At 62.7% G+C, this 22,489-nt stretch carries 25 protein-coding genes and 1 pseudogene; 18 read left to right on the top strand and 8 right to left on the bottom strand.

Translation table 11 applies throughout. The annotated features are described in order from the left end of the window. Positions 1–25 precede the first annotated feature (25 nt). Positions 26–613: a histidine phosphatase family protein gene (locus tag NKI63_RS03480; protein WP_352476657.1), complete on the top strand. Its 588-nt coding sequence runs from the start codon at positions 26–28 to the stop codon at positions 611–613. 63 nt (positions 614–676) lie between these two features. Here the strand turns inward: NKI63_RS03480 and NKI63_RS03475 are convergent, their stop codons facing one another. After that, positions 677–940 (bottom strand): DUF1344 domain-containing protein, encoded by a 264-nt coding sequence (locus NKI63_RS03475; protein WP_023716902.1) that lies wholly within the window; start codon positions 938–940, stop codon positions 677–679. A 275-nt stretch (positions 941–1,215) separates the two neighbouring features. On the opposite strand from NKI63_RS03475, the gene aroC reads away from it, so the two are divergent. Beyond that, positions 1,216–2,316, top strand: coding sequence for a chorismate synthase (gene aroC, locus NKI63_RS03470; RefSeq protein ID WP_352505225.1), 1,101 nt, complete (start codon positions 1,216–1,218; stop codon positions 2,314–2,316). Between the two features lie 109 nt (positions 2,317–2,425). Beyond that, positions 2,426–3,526 (top strand): 3,4-dihydroxy-2-butanone-4-phosphate synthase, encoded by a 1,101-nt coding sequence (ribB, locus tag NKI63_RS03465; protein ID WP_254818438.1) that lies wholly within the window; start codon positions 2,426–2,428, stop codon positions 3,524–3,526. Positions 3,527–3,585: 59 nt separating this feature from the next. Here the strand turns inward: ribB and NKI63_RS03460 are convergent, their stop codons facing one another. Continuing rightward, entirely contained in the window at positions 3,586–4,809 is a 1,224-nt protein-coding gene (locus NKI63_RS03460; protein WP_352505224.1) for an MFS transporter, read from the bottom strand. Positions 4,810–4,927: 118 nt separating this feature from the next. On the opposite strand from NKI63_RS03460, the gene NKI63_RS03455 reads away from it, so the two are divergent. The 6 genes from NKI63_RS03455 (at position 4,928) to dxs (ending at position 10,196) form a co-directional block, all read left to right on the top strand. After that, on the top strand, positions 4,928–5,581 hold the full coding sequence (locus NKI63_RS03455) for a TetR/AcrR family transcriptional regulator (RefSeq protein WP_352505223.1): 654 nt from the start codon (positions 4,928–4,930) through the stop codon (positions 5,579–5,581). A 132-nt stretch (positions 5,582–5,713) separates the two neighbouring features. Beyond that, positions 5,714–6,640: a histone deacetylase family protein gene (locus NKI63_RS03450; RefSeq protein WP_352476662.1), complete on the top strand. Its 927-nt coding sequence runs from the start codon at positions 5,714–5,716 to the stop codon at positions 6,638–6,640. A gap of 3 nt (positions 6,641–6,643) precedes the next feature. Further along, positions 6,644–6,895: an exodeoxyribonuclease VII small subunit gene (locus NKI63_RS03445; RefSeq protein WP_031211056.1), complete on the top strand. Its 252-nt coding sequence runs from the start codon at positions 6,644–6,646 to the stop codon at positions 6,893–6,895. Positions 6,896–7,004: 109 nt separating this feature from the next. Then, entirely contained in the window at positions 7,005–7,271 is a 267-nt protein-coding gene (locus NKI63_RS03440; protein ID WP_023716908.1) for a DUF2277 domain-containing protein, read from the top strand. Between the two features lie 9 nt (positions 7,272–7,280). Further along, positions 7,281–8,201 carry a pirin family protein gene (locus NKI63_RS03435; RefSeq protein ID WP_352505222.1) on the top strand — a complete coding sequence of 307 codons (921 nt, stop codon included), beginning with the start codon at positions 7,281–7,283 and terminating at the stop codon, positions 8,199–8,201. An 81-nt stretch (positions 8,202–8,282) separates the two neighbouring features. Further along, positions 8,283–10,196, top strand: coding sequence for a 1-deoxy-D-xylulose-5-phosphate synthase (dxs, locus tag NKI63_RS03430; RefSeq protein WP_352777194.1), 1,914 nt, complete (start codon positions 8,283–8,285; stop codon positions 10,194–10,196). A gap of 244 nt (positions 10,197–10,440) precedes the next feature. Here dxs and NKI63_RS03425 read toward each other — a convergent pair whose 3' ends face one another. Beyond that, the gene (locus NKI63_RS03425) at positions 10,441–10,842 is read right to left on the bottom strand and encodes a GFA family protein (RefSeq protein WP_352505221.1); all 402 of its coding nucleotides are present in this window, start codon (positions 10,840–10,842) and stop codon (positions 10,441–10,443) included. A gap of 174 nt (positions 10,843–11,016) precedes the next feature. On the opposite strand from NKI63_RS03425, the gene NKI63_RS03420 reads away from it, so the two are divergent. The 3 genes and pseudogenes from NKI63_RS03420 (at position 11,017) to NKI63_RS03410 (ending at position 13,469) form a co-directional block, all read left to right on the top strand. Further along, positions 11,017–11,796, top strand: coding sequence for a TlyA family RNA methyltransferase (locus NKI63_RS03420; protein WP_352505219.1), 780 nt, complete (start codon positions 11,017–11,019; stop codon positions 11,794–11,796). After that, positions 11,793–13,034, top strand: coding sequence for a class I SAM-dependent RNA methyltransferase (locus NKI63_RS03415; RefSeq protein WP_352820499.1), 1,242 nt, complete (start codon positions 11,793–11,795; stop codon positions 13,032–13,034). The genes NKI63_RS03420 and NKI63_RS03415 overlap by 4 nt, the downstream gene beginning before the upstream one ends. A gap of 98 nt (positions 13,035–13,132) precedes the next feature. Beyond that, positions 13,133–13,469: pseudogene (locus NKI63_RS03410) on the top strand (antitoxin Xre/MbcA/ParS toxin-binding domain-containing protein). Positions 13,470–13,507: 38 nt separating this feature from the next. Here the strand turns inward: NKI63_RS03410 and NKI63_RS03405 are convergent. The 5 genes from NKI63_RS03405 to NKI63_RS03385 form a co-directional block, all read right to left on the bottom strand. Beyond that, positions 13,508–13,897 carry a type II toxin-antitoxin system VapC family toxin gene (locus NKI63_RS03405; RefSeq protein WP_352505217.1) on the bottom strand — a complete coding sequence of 130 codons (390 nt, stop codon included), beginning with the start codon at positions 13,895–13,897 and terminating at the stop codon, positions 13,508–13,510. Continuing rightward, on the bottom strand, positions 13,884–14,159 hold the full coding sequence (locus NKI63_RS03400; protein ID WP_254818449.1) for an AbrB/MazE/SpoVT family DNA-binding domain-containing protein: 276 nt from the start codon (positions 14,157–14,159) through the stop codon (positions 13,884–13,886). Before NKI63_RS03400 ends, NKI63_RS03405 begins: the two co-directional genes overlap by 14 nt. 132 nt (positions 14,160–14,291) lie before the next feature. Next, a complete protein-coding gene (gene tldD, locus NKI63_RS03395; protein WP_352505216.1) occupies positions 14,292–15,704 on the bottom strand; it encodes a metalloprotease TldD in 1,413 nt (470 codons plus the stop codon). A gap of 81 nt (positions 15,705–15,785) precedes the next feature. After that, positions 15,786–16,277 (bottom strand): GNAT family N-acetyltransferase, encoded by a 492-nt coding sequence (locus NKI63_RS03390; RefSeq protein ID WP_352505215.1) that lies wholly within the window; start codon positions 16,275–16,277, stop codon positions 15,786–15,788. Between the two features lie 9 nt (positions 16,278–16,286). Beyond that, on the bottom strand, positions 16,287–16,811 hold the full coding sequence (locus NKI63_RS03385; RefSeq protein ID WP_254818452.1) for an invasion associated locus B family protein: 525 nt from the start codon (positions 16,809–16,811) through the stop codon (positions 16,287–16,289). A 371-nt stretch (positions 16,812–17,182) separates the two neighbouring features. Here NKI63_RS03385 and coxB point away from each other — a divergent pair, with 371 nt between their 5' ends. From coxB to NKI63_RS03355, 6 genes are all read left to right on the top strand, one after another. Beyond that, the gene (gene coxB / locus NKI63_RS03380) at positions 17,183–18,061 is read left to right on the top strand and encodes a cytochrome c oxidase subunit II (RefSeq protein WP_254818655.1); all 879 of its coding nucleotides are present in this window, start codon (positions 17,183–17,185) and stop codon (positions 18,059–18,061) included. A gap of 38 nt (positions 18,062–18,099) precedes the next feature. Further along, positions 18,100–19,752, top strand: coding sequence for a cytochrome c oxidase subunit I (gene ctaD / locus NKI63_RS03375; protein WP_352476671.1), 1,653 nt, complete (start codon positions 18,100–18,102; stop codon positions 19,750–19,752). A 76-nt stretch (positions 19,753–19,828) separates the two neighbouring features. Continuing rightward, positions 19,829–20,773, top strand: a complete 945-nt coding sequence (locus tag NKI63_RS03370; protein WP_352505214.1) for a heme o synthase — start codon at positions 19,829–19,831, stop codon at positions 20,771–20,773. After that, entirely contained in the window at positions 20,770–20,937 is a 168-nt protein-coding gene (locus NKI63_RS03365; protein WP_502900450.1) for a cytochrome c oxidase system small membrane protein, read from the top strand. Before NKI63_RS03370 ends, NKI63_RS03365 begins: the two co-directional genes overlap by 4 nt. A 7-nt stretch (positions 20,938–20,944) precedes the next feature. Next, positions 20,945–21,577 (top strand): cytochrome c oxidase assembly protein, encoded by a 633-nt coding sequence (locus NKI63_RS03360; protein WP_352476673.1) that lies wholly within the window; start codon positions 20,945–20,947, stop codon positions 21,575–21,577. Position 21,578: 1 nt separating this feature from the next. Next, a complete protein-coding gene (locus NKI63_RS03355; protein ID WP_254818455.1) occupies positions 21,579–22,460 on the top strand; it encodes a cytochrome c oxidase subunit 3 in 882 nt (293 codons plus the stop codon). Positions 22,461–22,489 lie beyond the last annotated feature (29 nt).

The following is a 22,489-nucleotide window of genomic DNA, read 5'->3' as shown; positions in this document are numbered from 1 at the left end:
CGCCTGACCTCCTCCGGAAGACCTGATGTACCCGCTCGTCTATATCGTGCGCCACGGCCAGACGGCGTGGAACGCCGAGGCCCGGCTGCAGGGGCAGGCCGATACCGACCTCGACGAGCTTGGCCGCGAGCAGGCTAGCCGCAACGGGCGCAGGCTGGCCGAACTCATCGACAAGCCCGAAGATTTCGACTTTGTCGCCAGCCCGATGCGGCGCACGCGCGAGACGATGGAGCGCCTGCGCGCGGCGATGAAGCTCGATCCGCACGCCTATCGTACCGAGCCGCTGCTCGTGGAATTGAGCTTTGGCGACTGGCAGGGTTTCACCTTTGCCGAACTCGAGGCGAACAATCCTGGTTCGACCAGGCGCCGCCGGCTCGATAAATGGAATTTCCAGCCGCCCGGCGAAGGCGCCGAAAGCTATCAGATGCTGCTCGAACGGGTGAAGCCGTGGTTCGACGCGCTCGATCGCCAGACGGTCTGCGTGACCCATGGTGGCGTCATGCGCGTAATGTTCCGCTTGGTACTGGGGATGTCCGAACAAGATGCGGTCAGCATGGACGTGCCGCAGGACCGCGTGCTCAGACTGGACGGCCGGCGCCTGGAGTGGCTTTGAGACCGATGACGCAGCGTATGTTGAGATCAGGTCGGGCCGGCATCAGCTGAATGTCGACGCGTCCTACTCGGTCGATCCGGTGTCCGGCAGTTCCATATCGGTGACGACATTCTCGCCATTCGTCACGTCATAGGCGAGGACGATGTCCATGCCTGGCTTCAGCGCATCGAGGTCGGTTTCGGCGTTCAGCTTGTAGGACTTGCCGTCGTCCAGCGTCAGCGTCAGCGCATCCTTGTCGACCTTCTTGATCAGGCCTTCGGTCTGGCCGGCGAAGGCGGCGGTGGAAATCAACAGCGTGGCGGCAACAGCGCCAATCAGGATACGCATCATCGTCCTCTTTAATCATTGCCGGTACAGCGGCTCGGTCCAACGGAACGGAACTGAGCAGAAACCAATCGAATGTGTCAAAACTAAATCCGCCGGATCACAGTTTGACCACTGTGGAAAACGCCAATAGAAGGCAGGCGACAGCGCCGCGCGTCCTCCTGGACGCGCAAAGGACGCTGTAGCACTTTTGATTTTGTGCATGATCCTTTCCGAAAATCGCTCCGATTTTCGGGGTTATGCGCTAGGCCGGCTCCGACGCCGGCAGGGCTGGTTCCATGTCGCACAACACGTTCGGCCATCTTTTCCGCGTCACCACCTGGGGCGAAAGCCACGGGCCGGCGTTGGGCTGCGTCGTCGACGGCTGTCCGCCAGGCATCCGCTTCACTCGCGACGAGATCCAGGCCGAACTCGACAAGCGCCGCCCCGGCCAGTCACGTTTTGTGACGCAACGTCGCGAACCGGATGAGGTGAAGGTCCTGTCCGGCTTCGTCCTCGATGAGGACGGCGAGACGATGATCACGACCGGCACGCCGGTGTCGATGCTGATCGAGAATGTCGACCAGCGCTCGAAGGATTATGGCGACATCGCCCGCCAGTTCCGGCCGGGCCATGCCGATTACACGTACGAGGTCAAATACGGTCTGCGCGACTACCGCGGCGGCGGCCGCTCCTCGGCGCGTGAGACGGCGGCGCGGGTGGCGGCCGGAGCGCTTGCCCGGAAGGTCGTGCCCGGCATGGTGGTGCGCGGCGCGCTGGTGTCCATGGGCGATAAATCGATCGATCGCGCCAATTGGAACTGGAATTTCGTCGGCGACGCCGAAAACCCGTTCTTCACACCTGATCCGGCGTCCGTCGCCGTCTTCACCAAATATCTGGACGGCATCCGCAAGGCGGGCTCCTCGGTCGGTGCGGTCATCGAGATCGTCGCCGACGGCGTTCCGGCCGGGCTTGGCGCGCCGATCTATGCCAAGCTCGACCAGGACATCGCCGCCGGCCTGATGTCGATCAACGCCGTCAAGGGTGTCGAGATCGGCAACGGTTTCGAGGCCGCCCGCATCACCGGCGAGGAGAATGCCGATGAGATGCGCATGGGCAATGACGGCAAGCCGGTCTTCCTGTCCAACAATGCCGGCGGCATTCTCGGCGGCATCTCGACCGGCCAGGCGATCGTCGCGCGTTTCGCCGTCAAGCCGACCTCGTCGATCCTGACGCCGCGAAAGTCGATCGACAAGGACGGTAACGACGTCGAGATCATGACCAAGGGCCGGCACGATCCGTGCGTCGGCATCCGCGCTGTACCGATCGGCGAGGCGATGGTTGCCTGCGCCATTGCCGATCATTATCTGCGTCATCGGGGACAAACGGGAAGGCAGTAGGGAGTAGAGTAGGGGAGTAGGTTACGCAGCTCCCACGACAGCATTTTTTCCTTTTCTCTACTCCCGTACTGCCCTACTCCCCTATTCCCTGCGAGCGAAGCGAGCACTTATGCCTTACGACCAGAAGAAGATCGTCGAAGCCCTGCGCGCCTTCGAGCGCGGCGAGATCGTCGTCGTTATGGACGATGACGGCCGCGAGAACGAGGGCGACCTGATCGTAGCCGCCGTCCATTGCACGCCGGAAAAGATGGCGTTCATCGTTCGCAACACGTCGGGCATCGTCTGCACGCCGATGCCGCGCGAGGAAGCCAAGCGGCTCAACCTGTCGCCGATGGTCGCCGACAATGATTCGGCCCACACCACCGCCTTCACCGTCAGCGTCGATTTCAAGCACGGCACCACGACCGGCATTTCGGCGGACGACCGTACTCTGACTGTCCGCAACCTCGCCAACGGCAATGTCGGCGCCTCCGATTTCGTCCGGCCCGGTCACATCTTTCCGCTGATCGCACGCGAAGGCGGCGTGCTGATGCGTTCGGGCCATACCGAGGCCGCTGTCGACCTCTGCAAGCTCGCCGGCCTGCCGCCGGTCGGCGTGATTTCCGAGCTGGTCAACGATGACGGCACCGTCATGCGTGGCCCGCAGGTGCAGGCCTTCGCCGAAAAGCACGGGTTGAAGCAGATCTCGGTTGCCGACCTCATCGCCTACCGGCAGCGCAAGGAAACGCTGGTCGAGCGTGTCGCCTGTTCCGACATTGAGACGGCAGGCGGCAAGGCACAGGTCTTCACCTACACGCTGCCCTGGGATTCGATGCATCATGTAGCGATCGTCTTCGGCGACATCCGCGACGGCGAGGAGGTGCCGGTGCGCCTTCATTCCGAGGACGTGGTCAGCGACGTGTTCGGCACCAGCCACAGACTGGACGCCATCATGAAGACGATGGGCGAGCGTAAGCGCGGCGTCATCGTCTATCTGCGCGAAGGCTCAGTCGGCGTCGCCCATCAGGAGCGCAAGCGCCCGGCTGCCGGCGACCGCGAGGATCACGAAGAGGCTCGCCGCCGCGAAAACGAATGGCGCGAGATCGGCCTCGGCGCGCAAATCCTCAAGGATCTCGGAATTTCCTCGATAAATCTGATCGCCTCGCGCGAGCGCCATTATGTCGGCCTCGAAGGTTTTGGCATCCACATCGCCAAGACCGAGATTCTTTAGGCCATTCTCACGGTGCTGGTATGCGTCCGGCCCCGGCTCGGGGCCGGACGCACCGGAAACTATTCCGCAGCGACCGCGGCTGCGTCGCATGCCGCCATGTCGCAGTTCGGCGCGGCAAGGCTGCGCTGGCCGGCGAGCACGATGGCCAAAGCGATTGTGCCCGATGCCACCGATACCCAGAACCCGTTCTGCGCGCCGAAAGCGTCCACCACCCAGCCGGCGGCGAAGGAGCCGAGCGCCATGCCGATGCCGATGCCGGTCATCACCCAGGTCACGCCCTCGGTCAGCACCGCCTCCGGCACGCGCCGCTCGATCAGGCCGAATGCCGTGATGAAGGTCGGCGAGATTGCCACGCCGCTGACGAAGACGGCCAGTGCCAGCAGCGGCACGGTGTCGGCGACGAGCAGCGGCAGCGTGGTGAGCGCAATGATGGCGATTGCGATGGCAAGCTGAATCTGCAGCGGCACTTTCAGGTTCAGGGCGCCGATGACGATGCCGACGACGAACGATCCGAGCGCGTAGACGCCGATGACGAAGCTGGCGGCGCCCGGCTGGCCAAGCTCCTTGGTGATCGCCACGGTGCTCACCTCCGTGGTGGCGAAGGTCGCGCCGATGAAGATCAGGGCCAAGGTGATGATCTGGACCGGCCGCAGGCGGATTGCCGAGCCGCCCGAACCGTGTTCCACCGGTCGCGCTCGCGGTTCGGTCGAGCGCTGCAGGATGAAGGCCGTCGAACCGAAGGCCAGGAACAATGTGCTCGCGAGCACTCCCGCTTCCGGGAAAAGCGCGACACTCAGTCCGACCGACAGCGATGCGCCGGCGATGTAGACCAGTTCGTCCGCCGCCGACTCGAAGGCGAACGCCGTGTTCAACTCGGGGCGGTTGCGGAAGATTTCGGTCCAGCGTGCGCGCACCATTGCCGGGATGCTGGGCATGACGGCGGCGAGCAGCGCCGAGACGAATAGCGTCCATATCGGCCAATGCTGATTGGTCGCTGCAATCAGGATCGCGAAGGCGAGCGCGGAAATCATGGTGGTCGGCACCACAATCCGCGTCTGGCCGAGGCGGTCCACCAGTCGCGATACCTGCGGGGCGACGAAAGCGTTGGCCAGCGCATATGTCGCGGAAACGGCACCGGCCAGCCAGTATTGGCCATCGGTCTGCGACAGCATTGCGACGATCCCGATCGGAGCCATGGCCATCGGCAGCCGGGCAACGAACCCGGCGGCAGCAAAGCCCTTGGCGCCCGGCGCGCGAAAGATCTGGGAATAGGGATTTTGCATGGTCTGGCTCCTCGACAACGGCCGGTTCGGCGATTACATACGTAGCGTATGAGTTTAAATAGATCATACGTGGCGTATGTCAATTGGCATGCGAAGCGTATGTTAATAGGGCCAGTGCATGCACAAACCACGCAAGGAGATGATTGCCGAGACCCGCGCCAAACTGATTGCCGCGGCGCGCCAGGCCTTCGGCACGCTCGGCTATGCCGAAGCCTCGATGGATAACTTCACGGCATCGGCCGGGCTGACGCGCGGTGCGCTCTATCATCACTTCGGCGACAAGAAGGGCCTGCTCCAGGCGGTTATCGCCGAGATCGACGCCGAAATGGCAGCCCGGCTGAAGGTCGTTTCGGCCAAGCCGGACAATCTCTGGCAGGGCTTTGTCGACGAATGCACCGCCTATATCGAGATGGCGCTGGAGCCGGAGATCCAGCGTATCGTGCTTCGCGACGGGCCGGCGGTGCTCGGCGATCCATCGCAATGGCCAAGCCAGAGCACATGCATCCGCTCGATGACAGAGAGCCTGCAAAGACTGAGCGACGAGGGGACAATTCTCGCCGTCGATCCCGAAGCCGCGGCAAGGCTGGTCAGCGGCGCCTCGCTGCATGCGGCGCAGTGGATCGCAAATTCGAACGATCCCGAAGCGACGTCGAAGAAGGCAGTGAAGGCGTTCAAGGTTCTTCTGGAGGGGCTGCTCAATCGCACCGGCAGGCTGCATCAACCTGATCGACCGTCAGCGATGCAGCCCGAGGTTGACCGATCACCGGCCTGAGATCATCTTTTCGCCAATCCCAGGCGGCTCGCGGTGGGCTCGGCCGACGCCGGTTGCCTAAACCCTGTTGAACATCGCGTCACCAGCGCGCGAAAACATGGCCAAAGCGGTAAGGCGCGCCTATATCGGGGCATGGTCACGAGACTTTACACGCATCCGATTTTCCTCGAGCACATAACACCGCCCGGTCATCCGGAGCGGCCGGACCGTCTGCGCGCCATAGAGCGTGTGCTTGACGACGAGGCCTTCGCGGCGCTCGATCGCGTCCAGGCGCCTGAAGGCGACGAGGCAACCATTCTCTACGCGCATCCGCCCGAATTCGTCGAACGTGTCCGTGCAGCGATACCGGACACCGGCATCGCCCGTATCGACGCCGATACCACCGCCAGCCCGAAGAGCTGGCAGGCTGCCGTGACCGCGATCGGAGCTGCCAACGCCGCGGTCGATGACGTCTTCACCGGCCGTGCCGAGAACGTCTTCGTCGCCGCACGGCCGCCCGGCCATCATGCCGAAAAGACCACCTCCATGGGTTTTTGCCTGTTCAACACCGCGGCGATCGCGGCACGCTACGCGCAGAAGAACCATGGCGCCGGCCGTGTCGCCGTCGTCGACTGGGATGTGCATCACGGCAACGGCACGCAGGACATCTTCTGGGACGATCCGTCGGTGCTCTATTGCTCGACACACCAGATGCCGCTTTACCCGGGAACCGGCGCCGCGAGCGAAACCGGCGCCGGCAACATCGTCAACGCGCCGCTGGCGCCGCAGAGCGGCAGCGATGTTTTCCGTGACGCCTTTCTGTCACGCATCCTGCCGGCGCTCGACAATTTTGCGCCCGATCTCATCATCATCTCCGCCGGTTTCGACGCCCACCACCGCGATCCGCTGGCCGAGATCAACCTGACCGAGGATGATTTCGACTGGGCGACCGGCCAGTTGCTCGAACGAGCCGGGCGCCATAGTCGCAACCGGCTCGTCAGCGTTCTCGAGGGCGGCTACGATCTGCAGGGATTGGCATTTTCGGTCGCCGCCCATGTCGGGCGGCTGATGAAGGGATAGATGATGGCTGGTGAGACCAACGAGGACGTCAAGGCGATGAGCTTCGAGCAGGCGCTCGAGGCGCTGGAACGGATCGTCGACGATCTGGAGCGCGGCGACGTGCCGCTCGACCAGTCGATCCGCATTTACGAGCGCGGCGAGGCGCTGAAGGCGCATTGCGACCGGCTGCTGAAAGCGGCCGAGGACAAGGTCGAGAAAATCAGGCTGTCGCGTGACGGCAAGCCGGTGGGGACAGAGCCGCTGGATGCGGACTGAGGCGCGGCCTCGAACGACGATTGTGCTTACCGGCTTTGGACATCATCACGATTGAGGGTAAAACTCATCCCGTTTGAAACGGCTCCAGGACGAGAGGAGATTGCGAACGATGTGCAGAAACATCAAAACCCTGTTCAATTTCGATCCGCCGGCAACCAATGACGAGGTCCGCGATGCCGCACTTCAGTTTGTCCGCAAGCTGAGCGGAACGACACGGCCGTCGAAACAGAACCAGCATGCGTTCGACCATGCCGTCGAGGCCATTGCCGCCTCGGCGCGTGAATTGCTCGACAGCCTCGAGACGACGCAGCATCCGCGCAATCGCGAAGAGGTGGCGGCCAAGGCGAAGGCCAAATCTGCACTTCGCTTCGCCTGAGGGGACCGCGTGAGCTTCTTTCCCGGAAACGATCCGCAGATGGGCGATGCCTTCGCCAGCGATCAGATCGAACTGATGGTCATTCCGAATGCCAAGGACATCGGCGGATTTCAGGTTCGCCGCGCCTTGCCGACGGCCAGGCGCCGGCTGGTCGGACCCTTCATCTTCTTCGACCGCATGGGTCCAGCCGTTCTGCGGGCCGGCCAGGCGCTCGACGTGCGCCCGCATCCGCATATCGGCCTGTCGACGGTGACTTACCTGTTCGACGGCAAGATCAGGCACCGCGATTCGCTCGGCACCGAGATGGTGATCCAGCCCGGCGACGTGAATTTGATGACCGCCGGCCGCGGCATCGTCCATTCGGAGCGCACGCCGGAAGAACTGCGCGGCTTGCCGATGTCGGTTTCCGGCCTGCAGACATGGCTGGCGCTGCCGGACGGCAAGGAAGAGGTCGCGCCGGTCTTCGAAAACACCGCGGCCCTGCGCCTGCCCGAAATCGATGCAGAGGGTGTCAGCGGCCGTATCGTCATCGGTGCATTGTCCGGGCTGCGCTCCCCGGTCGCCACCGCTTCGGACACGCTCTATGCCGATCTCAGGTTGGCGCCGGGTGCCAGCGTGAAGATCCCGGCCGACGCCGAGGAGCGCGCCATCTATACGCTGGCAGGCGAGGTTTCGATATCCGGTGACCGCTTCCCGGCCGAGCGGCTGCTGGTTTTCCGGCCCGGCGATGAGATCGTTGTTTCATCGGAGGGCGGCGCCCATTTCATGCTGTTTGGCGGCGCTTCGCTCGGTTCGAAACGTTATATCTGGTGGAATTTCGTATCGTCCTCAAAGGAACGCATCGAGCAGGCGAAAGAAGAATGGAAGACGGGCCGCTTCGATATCGTTCCTGGAGACGAGCAAGAGTTCATCCCGCTGCCCGAAAGCTGATGCGCGTTACCGCCACATTTACATTCGCCGGCCAGCGGCATATTTCACGATGAACAGAAAATCTGACCAGGCTCGCAAACAGTGAACGCAAAGCCCGATACGCCGCTTCTCGACAAGGTCCGCGTCCCAGCCGATTTGCGCACGCTTGCCGAAGCCGACCTGCCGCAGCTGGCGTCAGAGCTTCGCGCCGAACTGATCGACGTCGTTTCCCACACCGGCGGCCATCTCGGCGCCGGCCTCGGCGTGGTCGAACTGACTGTCGCGCTGCACTACGTCTTCAACACGCCGGACGACCGGCTGATCTGGGACGTCGGCCACCAGGCCTATCCGCACAAGATCCTGACCGGCCGCCGCGACCGCATCCGCACGCTGCGGCAGGAGGGCGGCCTGTCCGGCTTCACGCGTCGCGTCGAGAGCGAATACGATCCGTTTGGCGCAGCCCACTCCTCAACCTCGATTTCAGCCGGCCTCGGCATGGCGATGGCGCGCGATCTGTCCGATGGCCGCAACAATGTCATTGCCGTCATCGGCGACGGCGCCATGTCGGCCGGCATGGCCTACGAGGCGATGAACAATGCCGGCGCACTCGATGCCCGGCTGATCGTCATCTTGAACGACAACGACATGTCGATCGCCCCGCCGACCGGTGCGATGAGCGCCTATCTGGCGCGGCTCGCCTCAGGCAAGACCTATCTTGGGTTGCGCGATTTCGGCAAGAAGCTGACGTCCTATCTTGGCGAGCGCGCCGATCGCGCCATCAAGCGCGCGGTCGAGCACGCGCGCGGTTACGTCACCGGCGGCACGCTGTTCGAGGAGATGGGTTTCTACCACATCGGTCCGATCGACGGTCACAACCTCGAGCACCTGATCCCGGTGCTGAAGAACGTCCGCGACAATGCCGACGGCCCGGTGCTGATCCATGTCGTGACCCAGAAGGGCAAGGGCTACGCCCCGGCCGAGGCCGCGGCCGACAAATATCATGGCGTCAACAAATTCGACGTCATCACCGGCGCCCAGGCCAAGGCGCACGCCAATGCGCCGAGCTATACGAAGGTGTTTGCCGAAAGTCTGATCCAGGAGGCCCGAGAGGACGACCGCATCGTCGCCATCACCGCCGCCATGCCGAACGGCACCGGGCTTGACCTGTTCGGCGAAGCGTTTCCGGCGAGGACCTTCGATGTCGGCATCGCCGAGCAGCATGCGGTTACCTTCGCCGCCGGCCTTGCCACGGAAGGCTTCAAGCCTTTCGCCGCGATCTACTCGACCTTTCTCCAGCGCGCCTACGACCAGGTCGTCCACGACGTGGCGATCCAGAAATTGCCGGTGCGCTTTCCGATCGACCGCGCCGGCTTCGTCGGCGCCGATGGTGCCACCCATTGCGGCGCCTTCGACACGACCTTCCTGGCGACGCTGCCCGGTTTCGTCGTCATGGCCGCGGCCGATGAGGCCGAGCTGCGCCACATGGTACGCACCGCTGCAAGCTTCGATGACGGCCCGATCGCCTTCCGCTACCCGCGCGGCAACGGCGTTGGCGTCGAGATGCCGCAACGAGGCTCGGTATTGGAGATCGGCAAGGGCCGGATCGTCAGGGAAGGCACCAAGGTTGCGCTGCTTTCCTTCGGCACCAGGCTGCAGGATTGCCTTGCCGCGGCCGAGGAGCTTGGCGCGGCCGGGCTTTCGACCACGGTCGCCGATGCCCGTTTTGCCAAGCCGCTCGACGAGGACCTGATCCGGCGGCTGGCCCGTTCGCACGAGATCCTGGTGACGGTGGAAGAGGGCGCGGTCGGCGGCTTCGCCAGCCATGTGCTGCAGTTCCTGGCCCATGAAGGGCTGCTGGAGAGCGGCTTGAAGGTGCGCCCGCTCGTGCTGCCCGACGCCTTCGTCGACCATGCCAAGCCGGAAAAGATGTATGCCGATGCCGGGCTGGACAGCGCCGGCATCGTGCGCACTGTGTTCGTGGCGTTGGGGCATACCGCGCAGGCCCAGCGCGCCTAGTTTTTAGACGCATGTCCCGCGACGCCGAAGCGATTCAACTTGGCTGCAAGATGCCGGTCTGAATCAAAATCTCAACTGCTTGAATCAAATTGCCGGCGAACAGTCGTAACGTGCTGTTTACGCTGCTGGTTTCCGGCCGCGCACGCAGGTGTCCGGCGACAGCAGCGACGGTCTGACGCCGGCCGTCGAACGGCGGGTTTCGCGGAAGATATTCTAAAGCATGATCCCGAAGAGACTCTAGAAACTAGAACCACATATCCCGCACGCAGCGACCATCTCTCGGCAAATCCTCGAATGTATCGAGACCATCGAAATGGTCGATCGGGAGATCGGCGACGGCCTCGGGCGGCGCAAGCCTCACATTGACGGCGATGCGGTAGCGCCCAGCCGCATCGGGACGCAAACCGCGCCAGGCCAGGACGCAAGCGCACGTTGGACAGAAGAGAATCTCAAGTGAAGGATGAGCCTTTCCGACGCGACTATAGGCGCTTACGGGCCCGGCAAGGCGGATGCGTTCGTCGATATAGTCGTAAGCCCAGAGCGTGCCGTAGCGGCGGCAAAGTGTGCAGTTGCAGGCAGTGACCGAACCGGGATCGCCCTCCAGGGTCCAGCGGGCGGCACCGCAGTGGCAGGTTCCCGTCAGCATTTCCTCCTCCGCGTTTCGACCACAAAACGGCATCTCGTTCTTAGCATTGCGTCGCGCCTGGCGCGAGGTTCGACTGGTAGCGGAGCGGCTTGATGCGTTCACCGCTTTTCCAGCCATGCCTTGTCTCATCGCCAATATCCTTGCCATCATCGTTGGCATTCGCCATGAAGGCCGATGACTTCCCTTCCGCCAGCCAGCATACGCCAGAGGCTCGACGAATTGCTCGTCCACCGCGGCCTGTTTGCCAGCCGCTCGCGTGCCCGCGATGCCGTGGCGCGCGGCACCGTGACGGTCGATGGCATCGTCGCCCGCAAGCCAAGCCAGGCCGTTCTGCCTGAGTGCAACATCGTCGTTGACGATCCGGCGCAAGGTTACGTGTCGCGCGCCGCACTGAAGCTGAAGGCTGGTCTCGACCATTTCGGCCTCGACCCCACCGGCAGCGAAGCCCTCGATGTCGGCGCCTCGACCGGCGGCTTCACGCAGGTGCTGCTCGAACGCGGCGCGGCGCATGTCACGGCGATCGATGTCGGGCACGGCCAGATGCACTCCGATGTTGCCGGCGATCCGCGCGTGACGGTAATTGAAGGCCTGAATGCGCGCGAACTGTCGGCAGCCGATCTCGGCGGCCGTGTGCCGGATTTCATCGTCTCGGACGTCAGCTTCATCTCGCTGAAACTGGCGCTGCCGCCGGCGCTTGCCTTGGCCGGGAACGGCGCAAAGGCTGTGTTTCTGGTCAAGCCGCAGTTCGAGGCCGGCCGCGAGGCGATCGGCAAGGGCGGCCTGTTGAAGGACCCCTATGATGCGGCGCGCATTGCCGGCCTGATGCAGGACTGGCTCGATGCCATTCCCGGCTGGCGCTCGCTGGGGCTGCATCTGTCGCCGATAGAAGGCGGCGACGGCAACCGCGAGTTCCTACTCGGCGGCATCAAGGACGTCGAGACCCAGAAGCGATGAGCACCCGTTTCACGATCGCAAGGTTGGGCTCGCAGGGCGACGGCATCGCCGAGACGGAAACCGGCGAGGTTTTCATTCCGTTCGCGCTGCCGGGAGAGGTCGTCACCGCCGCGCGGGAGAAAGATCGCGCCACCTTGATGTCGGTCCTTGAGGCTTCGCCGTTGCGGGTCGATCCGCCGTGCCGGCATTTCGGCGCATGCGGCGGCTGCGCCGTCCAGCATCTCGAGACTGAAGCCTACCACCGGTGGAAGCGCGAAAAGGTCGTGCATGCGCTGAAGAGCAAGGGCATCGCTTGCGATGTCGGCGCGCCGGTGCCGTGCGCGCCGCACACGCGCCGCCGCGTCGTCTTCACCGCCGGGCGGAGCGAGGCGGGAATGCAGTTCGGTTTCGTTCGCGCGCTGTCATCCGAGATCATTTCGATCGAGGAATGCCCCATCTCGCTGCCGCAGATCGTCGCTGCGCTCGACCGTTTGAGGATGCTTGCCGGACTGATCTGCGCCACGACCAAATCGTTCCACATGGCGGTGACGGTGACCGGTTCCGGCCTCGATGTCGCGGTTCACGATTCCGGCAAGCTCGGCGAGAACCAGCGCCGCGTCGCGTCCAACTTCGTCGTGGCCGAGGGGCTAGCCAGGCTGTCGATCGACGGCGAGATCATTATCGAACCAAAGAAACCGGTCGTCCTGTTTGATGGCGTCGCCGTCGCAGTGCCTCCGGGCGCTTTCCTGCAGGCAACCGAGGCTGCCGAACAGGCGATGGCCAACATTGTCGGCCAGCATTTCGCGCGCGCCAAAAAGGTCGCCGATCTCTTCGCCGGCTGCGGCAGCTTCGCGCTGCGCCTGGCCGCAAGATCGGAGGTTCACGCGGTGGAAGGCGATGCGGCAGCACTCGCGGCGCTCGACCGGGCATTCCGTTTCGCCAGCGGCCTGAAGCGGGTGACCGGCGAACGTCGCGACCTGTTCCGGAGGCCGCTCACATTCAAGGAGTTGAATGCCTTTGACGGCGTAGTCTTCGACCCGCCCCGCGCCGGCGCCGAGGACCAGTCGAAGCAGATCGCGCGCTCCGACGTGCCGCTGGTCGCCGCGGTGTCCTGCAATCCGGCAACGCTGGCGCGGGATCTTCGCATCCTCCTCGATGGCGGTTACGCCCTGAAGAGCGTAACCCCGATCGACCAGTTCCTGTGGTCGCCACATGTCGAGGCAGTGGCATTGCTGGAGAAGCCCAAGAGAAGGCGCTAGCAGCATTTATCGGGCGTGAAATGCGCACTAAAAAAGCGCATTTGAGCGTACGCCGGTCAAATATTCTAGGAAATTTATAATGAGCCAAAGCCTTTGATATTTCGGCATCGCGCTGCGGCGAGGAGCGGACGCCGTTTCTCTCGTCGAAGCGGATGGCTGAACTGCTCGGGAACTGGCGGGCCTGAGCGGCATCGCCCGCGACACGTTTGCCGCTAAGACCGGAGCGCGCAAGGTCGACGCCGCATTGAGCCCCATCATTCGTATTCTGGCGACGGCCGGCGAGATGACCGGCGATCAAGTGCGTGCAGCGATCTGGTTCAAACATCAGCCGATCCCGGCTGGGTGGGAAAGACCGCCTATGATCTGGTTCGCGAAGGCAAGACGGATAAGGTTCTCGCTTACCTGCAGGCCGCTCGTTCCGGTATCTATGCCTGAACGGTCGCCTTCATGCCAGGCTGGGTGGCCATAAACTGCTATGCTTCTTGCACGCCGTCATATCCAGCCGCCTGCGCTGCCGTGACGAACTTACGATCAAAAGTCGCGAAGCCAACGCAGTGAGCAGATTTGCCCAGATGCAGCGCATCAGCGAAATCCAATCCCCTTTCCGAGAGGTCGAGCGCGGACGACACGACCGTCCCGTCTTCCACCTCTACCGTAGGGAGCCCGCTAAACGCCCGTAGCGTGCGGGCGATTTCGAGCGGTGCCAAACCGTAGGCGCTGCGCAACACCCACTCGACCTCCAGCATTACCGTGACGGCGACAAAGACTGGCTGGCTATCGATCAACGCGCGGGCGCGGGAAGACTGAGTCGGGTGATCGTCCGTCAGGTAGCGGACGATCAGGTTGGTATCAATCGCGAGCATGGCGCCGCCGCGCTTCGGCGAGCACGCCCGCGTCCATTTCTTCCAACGTCTTCGGTCTGCCGCTATAGCGCAGCGATCCAAACACGTCCTCTGGCCGCGTCTCGGCGAAGACTGGCGCAGGCTTCAGTAGCACTCCCTCCGGGGTATCTTCGACCAGAAGGCGTGTGCCGGCGTCCCATTCTCTCCGTTTCCGGATCGAACTGGGCAGGATGACCTGTCCCTTGGTCGAGACGGTGGTCACGAGCTTTTCCGCGGCAGCCATGATGGCGCTCCTCTGGATGTAAGACGAACGTAAGATAAGTGAAGATCGCGCCCAATTCAAGGCTCGAATAGCTCAATGGGACGACAGGACGGACAGGGTGTTCGAAACAGCGATGCCGGACCGCCGGCCGCATCAAACCCTGGTGCCGCCGACCGTCATCTGGTTCATCCTGAGATGCGGCTGGCCGACGCCGACCGGCACGCCCTGTCCGGCCTTGCCGCACATGCCGATGCCGGTGTCGAGCGTCATGTCGTTACCGATCATCGCCACACGATGCATGGCATCCGGCCCGTTGCCGATCAGCATGGCGCCCTTGATCGGCTGCGTTACCTTGCCGTTCTCGATCATGTAGGCCTCGGTGCAACCGAACACGAACTTGCCCGAAGTGATGTCGACCTGGCCGCCGCCGAACGACACGGCATAGATGCCGTTCTTGACCGAGGCAATGATTTCCTCCGGCTCCATGTCGCCTGCGGTCATGTAGGTGTTGGTCATGCGCGGCATCGGCTCGTGTGCGTAACCTTGGCGCCGCCCGTTGCCGGTGGCTTTCATGCCCATCAGACGCGCGTTCTGGCGGTCCTGCATGTAACCGACCAGCTTGCCATCGTCGATCAACACGTTGTGGGCAGAAGGCGTGCCTTCATCGTCGACGGTCAGCGAACCACGCCGTTCGGGAATGGTGCCGTCGTCGACGACGGTGACGCCTTTCGCCGCCACCTGCTGGCCAAGCAGGCCGGCGAAGGCAGACGTCTTCTTGCGGTTGAAATCGCCTTCCAGCCCGTGGCCGACGGCCTCGTGCAGCATGACGCCCGGCCAGCCGCTCGACAGCACGATGTCGAAAGTGCCGGCAGGCGCGGGAACCGCTTCGAGATTGACCAGTGCTTGCCGCAGCGCCTCCTTGGCCGCATGCTTCCAGCTGTCCTCGATCAGGAACTCGCCAAAATCCTTGCGCCCGCCCATGCCGTAGGAGCCGCTCTCCTGGCGGTCACCGTCGCCGACCACCACCGACACGTTGATCCTGACCAGCGGGCGGATGTCGCGGACCATCTGGCCATCAGCGCGCACGATCTCGACATGCTGCCAAGAGGCGGCGAGCGACGCCGTCACCTGCCGGACGCGCGGGTCCTCCGATCGCAGCCAGGCATCGATTTCCTGAAGCAGCTTGGCCTTGGTCTCGAAGGAAGGCGAGGGGATAGGGTTTCCGTCACCGTAGAGATGGCGGTTGGTGCGGGCGGGAGCCGCAGCAAGCCTGCCGGAATAGCCGCTCTTCACCGTCGAAACCGCGTCGGCGGCGCGCAGCAGCGAGGCTTCGGAGAGATCACTGGAATGGGCGTAGCCGCTGGCCTCGCCGGCGACTGCGCGCAGGCCAAAACCCTGGTCGGTGTTGAAATTGGCGGTCTTCAGCTTGCCATTGTCGAACATCAGCGCTTCGCTTTCGCTGTATTCGAGAAACAGTTCACCGTCGTCGGCGCCGTTTATAGTCTCGGCGACGATCTGCTTGATGCGATCGTCGGAAATGTCGAATTGGCCGATCAGGCTGTTCATGGCGCTGGCCTCTTGAGAAGTGATTTACGGCATGTAGGCGCCTGGGCGCCGTTCGGCAACTTCACGGTGGAACACCACGACCTAAGTCAAGCGGCGTGCCATCATGATTTCGTCGATCTCCCTGCCTTCATGAAGAAAGCCGGCCGGTATGCAGCCTACTTCGTGAAAACCTTCTCGTTGATAGAATCGTATGGCCGCTGGATTTTCAGCACTTACAGCCAGCTCGACCTGCCTTATGCCCAATGCTCGGGCGTGATCGAGCAGCAGATTGAGCATCTTGACGGCGTATCCGCCGCCACGCTCGCTGCCGCGCAAATAGACCATGACGATCGTCGCGCGGTGCGCCATCTTGCTGGCCGGCTGGCGCATCAGGCCCATTATGCCGACAGGTTCCCCGCTCCGAAAGCTGACGACAACCAGGTTGTTCGTCAGGCGCCGCCGCCATTCCTCGTCGGGAAGTTGCTCCCATTCCGCTGCGCTGCTGGCGAAGGCTTCGGGCGCAGCGCGCAAAGCCTCCAGGCGAATTCGCCTGAATATCTCGAAGTCGTCCGCATCGAGCAGTTTCAGCGTCAACGTGCAGCCTCAAGGCAGGGCGGCAAAGCCGTCGGCGAAACCCTTGAGGTCGACGGGAATGCCGATGCCCTCCTCCGGCGTCTGGAAGACGATGAAGGTGGCGGACGTACCGGTCTTCAGCGTGTCGAGCAGCGGCTTTTCCAGGATGACCTCGGCGTAGCAGCCGTCCTGGAAACAGCGCACGAAATAGGCGCGGCCGATATCCTTGCCGTCGACATTGAGGCCGAGCCCGTTGGGCAACAGCACGCCGAGCGGCGCCAGCACGCGAAGGATTTCGGCCTTATTGTCGGCTGTACGCAGCACGACGACGGAAAGACCCATTTCCGGGCGGTCCTCGGCGACGACGTTCTGCATCATCACGCATTGTTCGGACGTAGCACCGGCCGGCGTATCGCAGATGATCGACCACGCCCCATGCGTCGACTTCACCGTGCCGCTTGGCTGCGCGGCATTGGCCAGGCCGGCGCCGGGCAAGGCTATTGCGGCGGCAACAAGGATGACCTTCGCCAAGGTTCTCGAAAGCCAAGGGTTCATGACGGCTCCATTGCGAATCACGGCACTTTAAGCCGCACTAAACCCAAGTAAAGGACGAGACCCCGGCGATCTGCCCCGACACAGGCGACAATGCGCTTTTCAGTGCCAATTTCGCCCTAATTGCGACGGTTCCGCGCGCCGCGCGGCTCATTCTACTCGGATGCCGCTCTGGTGATTCGCGGCGAGCCATCACCGCACGAAGCCAGCGCCGCGCTTGCGCGCAAAAATGCCGCACGGGTTCCGGCGCTCCTTTCTTGCGGAGGCAAATAGAGTATGGTTTGAACCAGCCTTGAATTGTCCGGGATTCCCGTCCCGGCATTGTTCGACATTCTTGCGGTCCGATCGCGAGGAACTGGGAGATAACGAGGGCGATGAGAAAATTCCTGGCAACCGCCAAAATCGTAGCTAGTGCCGCCGCCACGTTGTTTGCCGCTGCATCGGCTCGTGCAGCCCAGCCCCAGCCTTGGGAAACCAGTTTTCAGCCTGCGGCGACCGACATTATGAGGCAGATCGAGTGGTTCGGGAACTACTCGTTCGCGTTCATCATTGTGATCACCGCCTTGGTGCTTTTCCTGATCGCCTACTGCATTTTGCGGTTCCGGGCGAGCGTCAACCCGACCCCGTCGCGCACCAGCCACAACACGCTGATCGAGGTCATCTGGACTGTCGGTCCCGTCGTGATCCTGCTCTGTCTCGCCATTCCCTCGTTCCAGCTGCTGACCGCGCAGTACACGCCGCCGGAAGAAGCCAAGCTGACCGTCAAGGCGACCGGAAATCAGTGGAACTGGGACTACGAATACCAGGTCGACAATACGCTTTCCTTCAATTCCGCGATCCTTCAGGATGCCGACAGGGCTGCTGCCGGCAAGGAAGATCGCGCCGCGTATCCGCGCCTGCTCGCCGTCGACAATGAGATGGTGGTGCCGGTCAACACCATGACCCGGGTGCTGGTGACGGCGACCGACGTCATTCACGCGTTTGCCATGCCGTCCTTCGGCATCAAGACCGATGCGGTGCCGGGCCGCATCAACGAGGTGTGGTTCAAGGCCGACAAGGAAGGCCTCTATTATGGCCAGTGTTCCGAACTCTGCGGCAAGGACCACGCCTTCATGCCGATCGCTATTCGCGTCGTCTCCGATGCGCAATACAAGACCTGGCTGGCGGCAGCCAAGACCGACCTTCCCGGCGCCAACAAGGCGCTGATGGCCGAGGTCGATGGCACGAACAAGGTAGCGGCCGCCGGCAACTGATGCCGCGACCAGAAAAGATTCAGGGAACGGAGCCGATCATGGCAGACGCTGCAGTTCACGACGACCACGACCACAAGCCGTATCATGGCTGGGTCCGGTGGGTGTATTCGACCAACCACAAGGACATTGGCACGCTTTATCTGATCTTCGCGATCATGGCGGGCTGCATCGGTGGCGCCTTGTCGGTCGTCATGCGCATGGAATTGCAGGAGCCGGGCATCCAGATATTCACTGGCCTGGCGCAGATGGTCTACGGCATGAATGGTGACGCCGCTATCGACGGCGGCAAGAGCATGTACAATGCTTTCACCACGGCGCATGCGCTGATCATGATCTTCTTCATGGTGATGCCGGCGCTGATAGGCGGTTTTGCCAACTGGATGGTGCCGATCATGATCGGCGCGCCGGACATGGCCTTCCCGCGCATGAACAACGTCTCGTTCTGGCTGCTGCCGCCGGCTTTCATCCTGCTGATTATCTCCGCCTTCGTCCCGAGTGCGCCCGGCGCCTACGGCGTCGGCGGCGGCTGGACGCTTTATCCGCCGCTATCGACATCGGGCCAGCCCGGACCGGCCATGGACCTGGCGATCCTTTCAATCCACATCGCCGGCGCCTCCTCGATTCTTGGCGCCATCAACTTCATCACCACCATCTTCAACATGCGCGCGCCCGGCATGACCATGCACAAGATGCCGCTGTTCGCCTGGTCGGTGTTGATCACCGCCTTCCTGCTGCTTCTGTCGCTTCCAGTGTTGGCCGGCGGCATCACCATGCTGTTGACCGACCGCAATTTCGGCACCACCTTCTTCGCCCCGGACGGCGGCGGCGATCCGATCCTGTTCCAGCACCTGTTCTGGTTCTTCGGCCATCCGGAGGTCTACATTCTGATCCTCCCGGGTTTCGGCATCATCAGCCACATCATCTCGACCTTTTCGAGGAAGCCAGTGTTCGGTTATCTAGGCATGGCCTATGCGATGGTTGCCATCGGCGCAGTGGGCTTCATCGTCTGGGCCCACCACATGTACACGACGGGCCTGTCACTCGACACACAGCGCTATTTCGTCTTTGCCACCATGGTCATCGCGGTGCCGACGGGTGTGAAGATCTTCTCGTGGATCGCCACTATGTGGGGCGGGTCGATTTCGCTCAAGACGCCGATGCTGTGGGCGATCGGCTTCATCTTCCTGTTCACTGTTGGCGGCGTCACCGGCGTGCAGCTGGCCAATGCCGGCCTCGACCGCCCGCTGCACGACACCTATTTCGTGGTCGCGCACTTCCACTACGTGCTGTCGCTGGGCGCGGTCTTCGCCATCTTCGCCGGCTGGTACTACTGGTTCCCGAAAATGACCGGCTACATGTATTCGCCGGTGATCGCCAACACCCACTTCTGGGTCACTTTCGTCGGCGTCAACCTGGTTTTTTTCCCGCAGCACTTCCTCGGCCTTTCCGGTATGCCGCGTCGCTATATCGACTATCCGGATGCCTTCGCCGGCTGGAATATGGTGTCGTCCTACGGCTCGTACATCTCGGCTGTCGGCGTCGTCATTTTCCTGTTCGGCGTCTTCGAGGCGTTCCAGAAGAAGCGTGTCGCCGGCGCCAATCCTTGGGGCGAGGGTGCGACCACGCTGGAATGGCAGCTGCCTTCGCCGCCGCCGTTCCACCAGTGGGAACAGTTGCCGAAGATCAAGTAGGCGGTTGCCTCCTTTAATACGGAACCGCCGGCCGACCGGCGGTTTTGGCCAACGGAATGATGGACTTTAAGTACGCATGGCCCTTGCCGAAGACAGACTGATTGACGAGCCAGGCTTCCGCATGTCGGAAGCGACGGCGGGCGATTTCTTCGCCCTGCTGAAGCCGCGCGTCATGTCGCTGGTGGTGTTCACCGCGTTTGTCGGCATGGTCGCCGCTCCGGTGACCATCAATCCGCTGCTGGCGGTGATCGCGATCCTGGCTATTGCCATTGGTGCTGGCGCGTCCGGTGCGCTCAACATGTGGTACGACGCAGACATCGATGCGGTGATGACGCGCACCGCCGGCCGTCCCGTGCCGGCCGGCCGCATCCGGCCAGGCGAGGCATTGAGTTTCGGGCTGGTGCTTTCGGTTCTGTCGGTGATGACGCTCGGCGTGCTGGTCAACTGGTTGGCCGCATCGCTTCTGGCCTTCACCATCTTTTTCTATGCTGTCATCTATACGATGTGGCTGAAGCGCCGGACGCCGCAGAACATCGTCATCGGCGGTGCTGCCGGCGCCATTCCGCCGGTCATCGGCTGGGCGGCGGTAACCGGATCGGTCAGCCTCGAAAGCTTGGTGCTGTTCCTGATCATCTTCCTGTGGACGCCACCGCATTTCTGGGCGCTCGCGCTGTTCAAGTCGGAGGACTACGCCAAGGCAGGCATTCCGATGATGCCGAATGTCGCCGGCCATCCCGCGACCAGGCGCCAGACCTTTGCCTATGCGCTGGTCCTCGCGCCAGTTGGCGTGCTGCCATGGGTTCTTGGCTTCACCACGCCGGCCTATGGCATCGTTGCATTGCTGCTCGGCGCCGGCTTCGTCTGGTATGCGTGGAAGGTGCTGCAAATGGCCGATGACGACAGGGCGATGAAGCCGGCCAAGGCCTTGTTCGGCTATTCGCTGCTTTATCTCTTCGCTATCTTCGCCACCTACCTTGGCGATTGCGTCGTCGCGCGCGCGCTGACCATCGGCGGAGCATGAGCATGGCCGAAAAGCAGCTTGAACTGGTCACACTGACCGAACGTCAGCAGAAGGCGCGCCGCAATCGCTCGGCCGCAATCGGTTTGGCGCTGGCGGCGCTGGTCGTCATATTCTACGTCGCGACCATCGTGAAATTTGGCCACAGTTTCCCTGGCTCGATGTGAGCTGACGATGACCAGGCAAACAGTCACCGATCCTACGAAGAAGAATACGAACCGCGTCGTCGCTGCCGTCTGCATCGCGTTCTTCGGCGGCATGATCGGCATGGCCTACGCCGCGGTGCCGCTCTATGCGATGTTCTGCCAGGCGACAGGCTACGGCGGCACCGTCAAACGGGCGACCCAGCAATATGCCGATCGGGTGCTCGACCGCGACATCACCATCCGCTTTGATGCCAACACCGCCGGCGTTCCCTGGCAATTCCAGCCGGTCGACCGCTCGATCACCATCAAGATCGGCGAGACCGCCGAGGCGCATTTCAGCGCGACGAACAAATTCAGCCGGCCCATCACCGGACGCGCCACCTTCAACGTGCAGCCGGAACTGGCCGGACCTTACTTCAACAAGGTCGAGTGTTTCTGCTTCACCGACACGACGTTGAAGCCGGGCGAGACGCTGGACATGCCGGTCGTGTTCTATGTCGATCCCGACATCGTCAACGCGCCGGAATTGAAGGATTTGAGGACGATTACCCTGTCCTACACGATGTTCCCGGTCGACAAGACCAAGCCGGTCGCATCATCGGTGCCGGCCGACGGCCGCCGCAACAAGATTTCAGATACCGAAGCAAGCCTCGGGGGTTGATATGGCAGACGCACACGCAAAACCACAGCATGACTATCATCTCGTCGACCCGAGCCCGTGGCCTTTTCTGGGCTCCGTCGGGGCGCTGGTGACCGCGATCGGCGGCGTCTGTTACATGCAGTATCTCAAGGGCGGCGATTTCCCGATCTTCGGTTTCAACATTGCCAATCCGTGGCTGTTCTTCATCGGCCTTTTGATCGTCATCTACACGATGTTCGCCTGGTGGTCCGACACCATCAAGGAGGCGCATGAGGGTCGCCACACCCGCGTCGTGTCGCTGCATCTGCGCTACGGCATGATCATGTTCATTGCCTCCGAGGTGATGTTCTTCGTCGCCTGGTTTTGGGCCTTCTTCGACGCCAGCCTGTTTCCGGGCGAGGTCCATCAATACGCCCGCACCGCCTTCACCGGCGGCGTCTGGCCGCCCAAGGGCATCGAAGTTCTCGACCCCTTCCACCTGCCGCTCTACAACACCGTCATCCTGCTTCTGTCGGGCACCACGGTGACATGGGCGCATCACTCGCTCATCCACGGCGACCGCAAAGGCCTGATCAATGGCTTGGTGCTGACCGTCGGCCTCGGCATGCTGTTCACCATGGTGCAGGCCTACGAGTACATGCACGCGCCGTTCGGCTTCAGGGATTCGATCTACGGCGCCACCTTCTTCATGGCGACCGGCTTCCACGGCTTCCACGTCATCATCGGCACGATCTTCCTGTTGGTCTGCCTGATCCGCGCCATGAAGGGCGACTTCACGCCCAAGCAGCATTTCGGCTTCGAGGCCGCCGCCTGGTACTGGCACTTCGTCGACGTGGTGTGGCTGTTCCTGTTTGCCTCGATCTACGTCTGGGCATCGAACGGCGCGATGATCGAACCGCATTGAGATCGACCTGAGGAAATCGACAAGGCGGC

The sequence above is a fragment of the Mesorhizobium sp. M0410 genome, assembly GCF_040321435.1.
Classification (GTDB): Bacteria; Pseudomonadota; Alphaproteobacteria; order Rhizobiales; family Rhizobiaceae; genus Mesorhizobium.
Note: the sequence above shows the minus strand (reverse complement) of the source record. Positions and strands in the feature narration are given on the sequence as shown.